Origin of the sequence: Nonlabens sp., assembly GCF_039941875.1 — a bacterium.
Taxonomy (GTDB): domain Bacteria; phylum Bacteroidota; class Bacteroidia; order Flavobacteriales; family Flavobacteriaceae; genus Nonlabens.
In genome coordinates this window covers 378,187-391,142 of the sequence record NZ_JBDVDQ010000003.1, presented here as the reverse complement: position 1 = coordinate 391,142, position 12,956 = coordinate 378,187, and the positions used below count along the sequence as shown (strand labels likewise).

The 12,956-nt window shown below is 35.5% G+C and carries 6 protein-coding genes; 3 read left to right on the top strand and 3 right to left on the bottom strand.

Annotated features, from left to right (window positions below; translation table 11 throughout):
• Window positions 1-8 precede the first annotated feature (8 nt).
• Window positions 9-1,184 carry an efflux RND transporter periplasmic adaptor subunit gene (locus ABJF08_RS02145; protein ID WP_348114398.1) on the top strand — a complete coding sequence of 392 codons (1,176 nt, stop codon included), beginning with the start codon at window positions 9-11 and terminating at the stop codon, window positions 1,182-1,184.
• Between the two features lie 3 nt (window positions 1,185-1,187).
• Window positions 1,188-4,727: an efflux RND transporter permease subunit gene (locus ABJF08_RS02140; RefSeq protein WP_348114397.1), complete on the top strand. Its 3,540-nt coding sequence runs from the start codon at window positions 1,188-1,190 to the stop codon at window positions 4,725-4,727.
• Window positions 4,728-5,038: 311 nt separating this feature from the next.
• On the opposite strand, the gene ABJF08_RS02135 is transcribed toward ABJF08_RS02140, so the two are convergent.
• From ABJF08_RS02135 to ABJF08_RS02125, 3 genes are all read right to left on the bottom strand, one after another.
• The gene (locus tag ABJF08_RS02135) at window positions 5,039-7,300 is read right to left on the bottom strand and encodes an inorganic phosphate transporter (protein ID WP_348114396.1); all 2,262 of its coding nucleotides are present in this window, start codon (window positions 7,298-7,300) and stop codon (window positions 5,039-5,041) included.
• 183 nt (window positions 7,301-7,483) lie between these two features.
• Window positions 7,484-8,629: a hypothetical protein gene (locus tag ABJF08_RS02130; RefSeq protein WP_348114395.1), complete on the bottom strand. Its 1,146-nt coding sequence runs from the start codon at window positions 8,627-8,629 to the stop codon at window positions 7,484-7,486.
• A gap of 90 nt (window positions 8,630-8,719) precedes the next feature.
• Window positions 8,720-11,449 carry a TonB-dependent receptor gene (locus ABJF08_RS02125; RefSeq protein ID WP_348114394.1) on the bottom strand — a complete coding sequence of 910 codons (2,730 nt, stop codon included), beginning with the start codon at window positions 11,447-11,449 and terminating at the stop codon, window positions 8,720-8,722.
• A 158-nt stretch (window positions 11,450-11,607) separates the two neighbouring features.
• Between ABJF08_RS02125 and dgt the strand changes: the two genes are divergently transcribed.
• Window positions 11,608-12,939 carry a dGTP triphosphohydrolase gene (gene dgt / locus ABJF08_RS02120; RefSeq protein WP_348114393.1) on the top strand — a complete coding sequence of 444 codons (1,332 nt, stop codon included), beginning with the start codon at window positions 11,608-11,610 and terminating at the stop codon, window positions 12,937-12,939.
• Window positions 12,940-12,956 lie beyond the last annotated feature (17 nt).

Genomic DNA, 12,956 nt, shown 5'->3' with positions numbered 1-12,956 from the left:
TATATATCATGAAAAAATTAAGCATACTATTTATAGGCCTTTTTATTCTCACCTCATGTGGTGATAAAGAACCAACCATAGACGAGTTAATCGCTACTGGAGATACTAAGGTAATTTCTCAAAAGAAAACTGAGTTACTTAATGAAAAGAAAGAACTAGAGACAGAGATAAAAGCGATAGAAAAATATCTAGATAAAAACACGGTTAAGAAAGATGGTGCTCTAGTTAGTATAGAGACTGTTAAAGACACCTTGTACAATCACTACATAGAATTGCAAGGTAATGTAGACACTAAGCAAAACATCACTTTAATGCCAGAAATGGGCGGTGTCTTAACTAACGTTTATGTTAGAGAAGGGCAGCGCGTTTCTAAAGGGCAGCGTCTGGCTAGAATAGACGACGGTGGTATCGCTCAAAACATCGAGCAGATGAAAGTACAAGCGCAACTTGCTAAAACTACTTATGAGCGTCAGGAAAGACTTTGGAATCAAAAAATAGGTTCTGAAATTCAATACTTACAAGCAAAGGCTGGATATGAATCTCAACAAAGTGCCATAAGATCTATGCAACAACAACTGGCTAAAACTATTGTTACAGCACCGTTTTCTGGTGTTATTGATGACGTCATTACAGAACAAGGGAACACCGTATCGCCAGGTATGACACCACTTATTAGAATTGTTAACCTTAAAGATATGTATATCGATGTCGAAGTACCAGAAAGTTATATTTCTTCTATTCAAAAAGGTACTGAGGTAATGGTAGAATTCCCAATGCTAGGTGAATCGGTTAAAAGCAAAGTACGTCAGACGAGTTCTTTCATCAACCCTGCAAACCGTTCCTTCAAAATTGAAATTCCGGTAGACAATAAAGAAGGGAATATCAAACCTAATCTTACTGCTAGATTAAAGATTAACGATTACACTAGTGAAGGTGCTATTTTAATACCTCTTGCGGTTATAAGTGAGAATCAAAATGGTGACCAATACATCATGATAGCTGCAGACTTAAAAGACGGTGACAACTACAGCACTGCAGTTGCAAAAAGAAGAGTGATTACTACTGGTAAACCTAGTGCAAACATGATCGAGGTTATAAGCGGTCTTGAGAAAGGAGATAATATTATAATCGAAGGTGCTCGTAGTGTAAAAGAAGACCAACAAATTAGAATAAAAAAAGCCTAAGTCATGGGAAAGAAAAGTGAAAAAGAGTTTGGATTTTCCTCATGGGCGATTAATAACCCTACGGTCATATGGATTCTTATAGGTCTTGTACTTGTATTAGGAGTTCAAGGTTATTTCTCTATGCCTCGAGAGGATTTTCCAGAGGTTAAAGAAACAAAAATTTATATCTCTAGCGTTTACCCTGGTAACACTGCCGAGGATATTGAACGATTAATAACAGATCCATTAGAAGACAGATTAAAGAACATCTCTGGTGTTGCAGAGGTTCTTTCTACATCTCAAGAAGACTATTCTATTATAACGGTAGAATTTGAAGAAGGATCTCTATTAGGTAGCAGTATTACTGTAGAGGCGGCAAAACAGAAGGTTAAAGATGAGTTAGATGTAGAAACGTCTAATGAAGACTGGCCTACTTTTAACGGTGCTAAAATTGAACCTAATGTCTTTGACCTCAAAATGAGTGAAGAGGTACCTATCATGAATATTAACCTGCGTGGTGATTATACGGTTAGAGAACTTAAAGTATTTGCTGAATATCTAGAAGACGAAATAGAAAGTCTACAAGAAATTAAAGAAGCAAGTATAAGAGGTGCACAAGAACTAGAAGTAGAAGTAGCTGTAGACATTTATAAAATGACCGCTGCAAAGGTGAGTTTTGATAACGTTATTAATGCAGTACGTGGTGGAAATGCTACAATGAGTGCCGGTAACATTAAAACAGAAAATCAACGACGTACTATTAGAATCTTAGGTGAAATCACACAACCTAATCAACTAGAACGTTTTGTAGTTAAAAATGAAAACGGACCTATATATCTTAAAGATATTGCTGAGGTAAGTTTTAAAGAAGAAGATAAAACAACCTATGCTAGAGAATCTGGAGATGCTGTCGTAATGATAGACATTAAGAAGTCATCTGGTAAGAACATGATTACTGCTTCAGAAAGTATTAGAGAGATAGTAAAAGCATCTCAGGAGAACGGAAGAATTCCTGAAAACATAGAAATTACTATCACTAACGATGGTGCAAATCGTACTCTTAATAAAGTAGACGATCTAGTAAATAACATCATTTTTGGTGTGATTCTAGTGGTAACGGTATTGATGTTTTTCTTAGGTTTTAGAAACGCTCTTTTTGTTGGGTTTGCTATCCCTATGTCTATGTTAATGAGTTTTATAATCCTTAATTTATTAGGCTATACATTAAACACGATGATTCTTTTTGCCATGATTATGGGATTAGGAATGCTGGTAGATAACGGTATTGTAGTAGTAGAAAACGTCTATCGTTTAATGGACGAAGAAGGTATGTCACGCATTAAAGCGGCAAAAATAGGTATCGGTGAGATCGCCGTACCTATTATCATTTCTACTCTTACCACTGTAGCAGCATTTGTACCTATAGGTTTATGGCCTGGTGTAATGGGAGAATTTATGAAGTATTTCCCTATCACGCTATCTGTTGTGTTAGGTAGTTCATTAGTAGTTGCCATTTTATTTAACTCTATGCTCGTATCAAAATACATGAGCATAGACGAGAAGGTCATACCTGTAAAAAAACTGTTACTTATCACAGCTGTAATGGGTGGAACAGGCTTATTGATTTTACTTTTTGGTGGTGCTATAAGAGGACTAGGATCTGTAATGGTAGTAACTGTTATTTTACTTTGGCTCTATAAATATTTCATTAAAAAATCGACCCTATTCTTTCAACGTAGAATACTGAGATGGTTAGATAATATATATGAACGTTTCTTAAAATTTGCTTTAAGAGGTAAGAAACCTTATTTCTTTACTGCCGGAATGGTAGTTATGTTTTTTGGAGTACTGTTTATGTATTTCGGTTGGTCTGTAGGTACTGGTCGTACTAAGGTAGAGTTCTTCCCTGAGAACAAACCTAACCAGATTATGGTTTACATAGAGTACCCACAAGGAACATCTATTGCCAAAACCAATAGAACAACTCAAGATATTGAGAACATCGTTTATGATGTAATTAATGAAGAGATGTATATAGCAGATGGTGAGAACTTCTTAGTAGAAAGTGCTGTATCGCAAGTAGGTGAAGGTGCCGGAAACCCTCAAACTGATGGTGGTAGTAGCGCAGAGATGCCTAACAAAGGTAAAATCACTGCCTCTATGCGAGAATACAAGTACCGTAATGGTGCCGACAGTGAGATTTTACGTAAAAAAATACAAGAAGCTATACAAGGCAAATTCCCTGGTATTGCTATAAGTGTAGAAAAAGATGCTGCAGGACCACCTGCAGGATATCCTATAAACGTAGAATTACAAGGTGATGATTATGAAGAACTAATTGTTACTGCAGAGCGTATGGTAAAATTCTTAAATGAGAAAAACATTGCTCCTGTAGATGAACTTAAGATAGACGTAAATAAAAGCAAACCTGCAGTACAAGTAAAAGTAGACCGTGAAAAAGCAGGAGAATTAGGTATAAGTGCTAGTCAGGTAGGTATGCAATTACGTAGATCTATTTTTGGAGAGAAAGCAGGTGTTTATAAAAAGGACGGTGAAGATTATGACATCTACGTGCGTTTTAATGAAGAGAATCGTTATGACCGCAGTTCACTATTTAATCAGCGCATTACCTATAGAGACATGGCGACTGGTCAGGTTCTAGAAATACCAGTAAATGCTGTTACTACTCAAGAAAATGTATCTGGTTTTAGTGCTATTAAGCATAAAAACAACAAGCGAGTTGTTACCGTTTACAGCGCTTTAAAACCAGGATTCAGTGATGCAGGTGCTGCAGTTGCTCAAATTCAAAACGAGATGTTAGATTTTGAAGGTCTATCAGATACTATTAAAATAGATTACACAGGACAGTTAGAAGAACAAAATAAGCAGCAAGCATTCTTAATGACTGCACTTATGGTAGGTCTAGCATTGATCTTCTTTATTTTGATATTCCAATTCGGTGGTATTTCAAAACCTACTATTATCATGGTTTCTATATTCCTTAGTTTCATAGGTGTATTCTTAGGGCTTATGGTTACAGGATGGCCGTTTGTTATTATGATGACTATGATGGGTATAATATCTCTAGCAGGTATTGTAGTAAATAACAGTGTGGTACTTATCGATTATGTAGATATCTTAAAACTACGTAGAAGAGAAGAATTAGGTATCGATGACGATAAGCACCTTATAAGCAAAGAAGACTCTTATAACGCGATCGTACAAGCTGGTAAAGCACGTTTGCGTCCCGTACTACTTACAGCGATTACTACCGTACTAGGTCTTATACCACTAGCGATAGGTTTTAATATAGATTTCTTCAGTCTTTTCAGTGAGGCAGACGCAAAAATCTACATGGGTGGAGATAATGTAATCTTCTGGGGACCACTAGCATGGACCGTAATCTTCGGATTATTATTTGCTACCTTCTTAACCTTAATTATTGTTCCTATCTTATTGTACCTAGTACATAGATTAAAATTAAGAATTTTAAGATACAAGAATCCTGAACTTGTTGAAATCAACAAATCTGAGTCTTCTAATACAACTGACGAAGAAGAATAAGAAACAGTAAGAGTTTATTAATTTACAAATGAAAAGGTGTTTACCGCAAGGTAAGCACCTTTTTTAATGCTCTTTAATTGCAGCTAAATCTATTAACCAGCTATTTATATTAAGCTATTAAACACGTCATTGAACCCTACAGTTATAAGTGATCAGCTATATGAATAAAGGATAAGATAGCTTTAAATTACGCTTTCGCGAAAGCGGAACACCTATCTATCTCTTCTATGATAATGGAGTAAGTACCTATAAGACATAAAAAAAAACCGACTGATTAGAGTCGGTTTTTTTATGCTTATAAAATTGTGTTATTAATTTTCTGGTTCAAATTTAGAAGCATCATACTCTAGATAATACTGCTCTGCTATTTGAATAGTTTCATTCATTAGATCTCTAGTTTCTAACAACAGACTGAAATAAAGCGTAGTGTTCTTAGGTGATTCTTCGTCATCCTTAGTACGTTTCACCTGCTTGTTTATTTTTTCATCAACTAAGGTAATCAGCTCTCTTTGTTCTACGATAATAGCTCCTAGATTACTGAAATCCTTTGTAGTAAATGTCTCTTGTGCATCATTAAATATTTCATGAATACGCAATATGATTTCCTTTAAGTCTTTTATCTGATTAAATTTAAGACTCTTATGATTATTACTTATGTGTGTGTTACTCGCCTTAGAAATATAATCTAGTGATTGAGACACGTCTTGAAGATTACCTAAAACATCTATATAAAATTTACTTGCACCTAGGTTGTGCTCATCAAGATTCTTAATAAAGAAGAAGATGTTATTACGTAGATCATCTATCTCACCGCTTAACTTCTTACTTTCTTTTTTAGAGGTCTTTAATATAGCAAGATCTTGTGCTATAAGTCCATCTAACGTGTTTTTATAAATACGCTTAGAACGTTTAAACACTGTAGCAACATTATCAGAGCTTTCATCAATAATACCTTGTATGGTATTACTTTCTGCTTTTTGTAGTTGGTCTGTTACCTTTTGTTCTTGTTGTGATTTTTTATGCCCTATAAAACTGCGTATGATTAATAAAACTGCGATTGTTACTAGAGCAACTACTGCATACATACCACCTAAATAAATAAGGTAAGCAAATACTGCAGCGGCAGTAAAGGCACTGAAGGCTGTAAAAAACCATCCACCTATTACATTAAGTACACCAGCGATTCTATACACAGCACTTTCTGTACCCCATGCTCTATCTGCTAGCGAGGTTCCCATAGCTACCATAAAAGTTACATAAGTAGTAGAAAGTGGTAATTTATAAGATGTCGCAATAGAGATCAATACACTAGCTACCATTAAATTTACAGATGCTCGCACATAATCAAATGCTGGTTTATCTGCATGTTTAGGCACCACCGTAGGAACAGGTAGTTTTTCAAATCTAGAAGATATAAAATTAGAAGCTTTATCTGGTAAAATACGTTGAACACCGTCTGCAGCAACGATAGAGTATCTTACTAAAATTCTAGATAAAAAGTTAGATTGAAAACGCTCTGTTCCAGAATCTTGTCTAGCTAGATCTACAGATGTTTTTACAACAGCTTGCGCTTTTGAAGAAAACCATAGCGTTGCTACCATTATCAAACCAGCTGCTACTAGTAATAATTTATTAGAAGGCAACCTACCACTTAAAAAGCTCATGTTAATCTCACTAGCTTTAAGACCAGTCCCCTCAGCAAATTCCCATGCTTGGTATGCACCTATAGGTACACCTATAAAATTTACTAAATCATTACCTGCAAATGCCATGGCTAGACCAAACGTTCCTAAGATTATAATCAGTTTATAAACGTCCCATTTAATTAAGAATACATACACAAAACTAAATGCCGTCCAAAAGAAAAAGGCTACTCCTATAAACGTATAGACATCTGTACTACCTATAAACTCAGTTATCACACCTAGATCTGCTCCTTTAAGTCCTTTAAAAATGATAAAGTAAAACAAGCTAGTAAGTGACACACCACCAAAAAGTGCAGCCAGAAAAGGAGGTCTTCCTTCATAATCAAAAGTAAGTAGCAATCTAGAAAAGAACTGTACCAGACCACCTATAATAAAGGCCACTACTACAGATAGTAATATCCCTAATATAATCTCTATAGCAGTATCCGTAGCGATATATTTACCTAGATTAAGAAGTGATTCTGCATCGTTTCCATTAATTTTTATTACAGACATACACACGGCTGCACCTAATAATTCAAATACGATAGAAACCGTAGTAGACGTAGGTAAACCTATACTATTAAAGAAATCTAGAAGTAAAATATCAGTAATCATAACGGCCATAAAAATGATCATGACCTCATCAAAAAAGAATTCTCCAGGAACAAAAATACCTTTACGAGCAACCTCCATCATACCACTAGAAGACATAGCCCCAAAGGCTATACCTATACTAGCGATAATCATGATAGTTTTAAAGTTAATCGCTTTAGAACCTATGGCGCTATTTAAAAAATTAACAGCATCGTTGCTTACTCCTACTACCAGGTCGGTAATAGAAAGTCCAGCAAGGATAATAAGCATGTATATATAAATATCAGACATTACGTTGTTTTATTCAATTTGCAAAAGTCGGCTATATAAGTATTTCAAATGTTATGCTACTGTTATTAATATTCCCCTAGTTTATCAACACCGCTTTCGCGAAAGCGAAACTAGCAATATCTTATAAACGCAAAAAAGGCTACTCGATGGAGCAGCCTTTTTAAAAATTAATTATTTAATGTTCTAGAAAATATAACCAGTCCAAGCAAATAAAGATGCGTCAGTACCAGCATTTGCAGTAGTAACAGTTACTGTTGCTCCAGGTGCATTTTTAATATCAGCACCATCTGCAGTACCACCAGCTGTAGCTTCAATAGAAGTTGCTGCTGTAGCATCTCCTTTTGTATCTTCTAGATCTATAAAATCAGACGCAGTCGCAGTTCCTACTGTAGAAGCTAATGCATTTGTAATAGTAGCAGTTGCTCCACGACGTACTTTGATTAAATCAGAAAAATCAGTTGAACTACCACCATTAATAATAGTTACATTGTTAACTGTAAAATCTGACTGAGTATTATCTGATGGAGAATTACCATCTAGGTTACCGTCTGCCTCAATACCACGTGGGTCAGAGGTTACTGCGTTATAATCTCCTTCGCGAACACCATAAAGATTAGTAAGTGTACCTCTATATCCTTGTGTTACATCAAACATGTCATCTTTTGCATTTAAAACAAATATGTTAGAAGCGTTCACAGATCCACCAAAAAACTCGATAGCATCATCATCACCATTTGCGATCCAGATGTTAGAAAGAGTTGTTCCAGAGCCTACACCGTTAAGAGTAAGACCATTATGCTCTGCATCACCATCGATACGAGCACCAGTATATTCAATGATTACGTAATCTAGGATACCAGAATCTTCTGTATCATTATCACCACCGAAAAGAATACCAGCGTTTACTTCAGTACCAGCTTCATTCTGTCCTTGTGCGTTCTGACCAGATATAAATGCATTACCGTTAATGATTACACCACCCCAAGCAGCAGGAGTTTGTGAAGTAGAAGTAAATCTAATAGGAGCTGAAGCAGTACCGTCTGCTACTATACGACCACCTCTTTCTACAAGAAGATAAACATCAGTACCACCAGCATTTGCTGTAATAGTTGTTCCTGCAGGAATAGTTAATGTTGCACCGTCTTTTACAAAAACAGGACCACTAAGTACATAAGATACATTTGAGTCAAGTGTTCTACTTTCTGTAATGTTACCTATTAGGTTAGCATCATCACCACCAGTTGCTGGTCCAGCCACATCGTCATCAGTTTCACATGCAGTGAATGTTAAAGCAGCAATTGCAAGAGCAGATAGAATTAATTTTTTCATCGTTTTGAGTTTAAATTTTTTGAATTCGTTTGTTGCTGCAAACATACCATTGTAATAAGGCGATTAAGGTTATCTAAAGTTTACGAAACTTTAAAATTTATAGCTGTATCCTAGACTAATATCAACACCGCGTTTATAATTACTTAACACTACGCTGTTAGCAGATCCGTCTCTTTCTAGCTTTATATCTGGGTTAAGAAGGTTTTTTGCCTTTAAAGAAAACTTACCATTTTCTCCTACTCCTACAGAACCTACTAGATCCAGAGTAGGCACACCTACTTCTTTTATGTTTTCAAATCCACGTGTTCCTACAGAGAATACACGCTCACTGAAGTAGTTAAATACTACCGCAGCATTCACATTACTCTTACCTATAAAGGTGTTATAGTTAACATCAAAGTTTAATAAAATAGGCGCAGCTCCTTGAAGCTCTGTAGAGTCTTCACTAAATTGCGCTAGTGGATCTTCTAGGTCTTGTTTACTGTAGATATAAGATGCGTTAAAACCAGCAGCTAGTTTTGATTCACGATCTATTTCTAAACCTGTATCAGCCATCTCTCTTACAAATAGGTTTTTTCTTATTTCAAATTCTGCTCCTAATACCGTTGCGTTATCTCCTACATTTAAGTAAGTAAGCGTACTACCTGCACTAGGAATTTCTACTCTCGCTACTGGATTTGAAATACTTTTATAAAATCCAGTAATAGAAATCAATTCTCCTTTTGTAGGGTAATATTCATAAGCCAGATCAAAGTTATAAATATCAGAGAACTCAAGATCAGGGTTACCTTGTATAGAGAACTGTACACCGTCGTATCTAAAAGGTGCAATTTCCTTAAAACGTGGTAACATATAAGTCTGACTTGCACCTAATCTTATAATGTTATCTTCATTAATATTAAACTTCATACCTAAACTAGGTAAGAAAAATGATTCTTTAATGGTAGAAGCACCGTCTATAGAACTACGTGCAATGTTTGTACTAAATTCTACTTCTTGATCTATATTTTCAAATCTACCACCTACGTTAATTAAAAATTTATCAGAAAATGCTTTTACATAGTTTACTTGACCTGCGATAGTTGTTTTATCACCTATGTAATAAAATGGATCAAATGCATTAGGATTAAGAGCACTACCACGTCCTGTCTCTAGTCTGAAGTTTCCTGCGTTAATAGATTGCTGATTATAAATAGCGTCTGTATCATTAATATCTACAGCTATTCTTGTATCAAAAGTGTGATTAAAAGTAGTCGCTTTAAAAACGTGATGCGTTGTTCTATACTCAGCTCCTAATGTGATATAATGAGCTCTTTCATCTTCTTCACTAGTATTAAAGTTATATTTTAAGTTTGCGATACCGTTGTAATCGTTTTCTTGCACCTCACTATAATACCTTTGGTTATTACCACCAGAATCGATGTTTGGAGAATAAAAACCATCTCTTAATAAGTACTCAAAGCTACGTCTATCTGGCTCGCTACCTCTTATCGCATTAAAAGAAGCTTTTACATCAAGATCTATTCTATCAGAAAGCTCAAAATGAGATAATAATTGATTTACATAAAGGTTATTATTATTAGTTTGTTGTCTTCTTACAAATACCCTATCTCCTTCTTGTTCTGGATTATTTACACCTTCATACTCTTGAAAGCTTTGTGAATTCTTGTGAATATAACTAGATATGAATTCTATGTTGTTTTTACCAAAACGGTAATCAAGATCTGCCATTGCGATTTGAGAAGTTTCATAATCATACTTCTCTCCTTCTACATCAAAATATAAAGTACCATTACTAGTAGTGTTTCGCACCTGGCGTTCAGCAAATTTATATCCATTATCAAATGTAAGTAAACCATACACGTTCAAGTAATTATCGCCAATATCGATTCTTTTACCACCAGCGATAGAAAAACCTACATTCGGACTCGTAGAACTAACATTGGGTGCTAGCTGGTTCTCAAAAGAATATAATCTTAAGTTGCTCACAGGTAAATCTGCATCACTGAAACCGAAGAAACCCTCTCCATCTATTCCTTTAAAATCTTCTCCTATAGTCTGAGTATTCACTCCAGAAGAAAGACCTACCTCAAGAGCACTTCTTCCTTTTAATCCTTTAAGGTCTATGTTAATGTTTGCTCCAGCGTTATCTCCAGTGATACCAGATGTAAACACCTTATTTACATCTACACTTTCTAAAAGATCTGAACCAAAAAAGTCCAAAGATATATTTTTATACTCAGGATCATCTGACGGTAATGGTAAACCATTAAGAGTAGTAGAATTATAACGATCACCTAATCCACGTACAAAAACATTTTTTACACCAGCTTGCTTAGATATACCGCTTACCTTAGTAACAGCGCCCTCGGCATCACTCACACCTTTTTTAGACAACTCTTCGGCACCTATAGACTGCACTATAGTCACAGCATTCTTTTTTTCTTGGATCAAAGCCTCTTGACTTTCCCTACTTTTAGTAACTACTATTTCTATAGTTCCTAATGTTGCAGCCTCGGCAGTCATGGGTACATTTACTGTCGTGGTAGAACCATTTACTATTTTTACATCAGTAATCTCTACGGTTTGCATTCCAACAAATGTCACCACTAGCGTATAAGTTCCTACAGGTGCTACGATGGAATAATTTCCATCCATATCTGACTGTGCACCTAAAGAAGTCCCTTTAAGTTGAATGGACGCAAAAGCAACCGATTCATTGTCAAAATCCTTATCGGTAATCAACCCTGAAACCTTACCGCTTTGAGCTGTGGCAAAGGCAGTTACGAACAAAATAAAAATAAAAAATAACTTCTTCATTATATGTGAATTATATTTTGCAAAAGAACAAACTAAATACCCTAGACTAGGTTACTATAATATTAAGTCGCTTATTTGTTTTGTTAAGAAACAGTAAATTTTAAGTAACCTAATCATACCTTAAAATGATTCTTATCTTGCACAAAATTTCCTTTTAAATGAACTGGCAGCAATTATTATCATTAAAGAGATATGGCGATTCATATCCTAGACCTCGAGCAAAACAAGATGAGTTAAGACTAGGCTTTGAAGTAGATTATGACCGTGTGATATTCTCACAACATTTCAGGTCACTACAGGATAAAACCCAAGTAATCCCATTGAGTCAGACAGGCTTTGTACACACTAGACTCACACACAGTCTAGAAGTAAGCGTTGTAGGTCGCTCTCTGGGTAGAATGGCAGGAAAACTTATTCTAGAAAAACATCAAGATCTCGTAGCTTCTGGTTATAAACAGCAAGATTTTGGAGCTATAGTAGCCGCTGCTGCTCTAGCTCACGATATAGGGAATCCTCCTTTCGGACATAGTGGTGAGAAGGCTATAGGCAGTTATTTTAAAACTGATCGAGGAGCAAAGATGATAAGTACGCTTTCGCGAAAGCAACAACAAGACCTACTTTCTTACGAGGGAAATGCAAATGGATATCGTTTATTAAATCTCGATAGTCCTGGAACTTCTGGCGGATTGAGATTATCATATGCAACCTTAGGTGCTTTTATAAAATATCCTAAAGAGTCCTTGCCACACAGGCCTACTAAGCATATTTCTCAGAAAAAATACGGCATCTTTCAGGCAGATGTAGATCATTTTAATGATGTAGTTAACGAGCTAGGTCTTCTTAACAATACCGATAGTGAAGAGTCTCATTACCGCCACCCACTTACCTACCTGGTAGAAGCAGCAGATGATATTTGTTATACGATAATCGATTTTGAAGACGGTATCAATCTAGGCTGGATAAGTGAGGACCACGCTCTAGAGCAATTAATTAAACTAGTAAGAGATACGATAAGAACAGATATTTACACTCAGCTCTCTACGACTTCAGAAAGGCTGTCTTATCTAAGATCTCTAGCGATTAACAACTTAATTACAGACTGCATTTCTATATTCATGGAAAATGAAGAAGCGATACTTAATGGTACTTTTCCACATGCACTTACTGATAAATCCACATACAAAGCACAAATAGACGACATACTAGCCATAACTATTGATAAGGTTTATAACAACGAAGAGGTCATTCAAAAAGAAGTCGCTGGTTATAAAATTTTACAAGACATACTAGATGCTGCAGTAAATGCTAGTATAAATAGCCTCAATAATGCGGAGGACTCTTATGATAAACTTATTTTAAAATCTTGCAAAGGATTAAGGTTAAGTGGTACTACAGATTATGAACGCATTTTAGATGTATGTGGTTATGTAGCTTCATTAACGGACAGTAAATCTATTGCTCTTTTCAACATTATCAATGGTAAGATCTAGAAGCAGCCACTTATAAA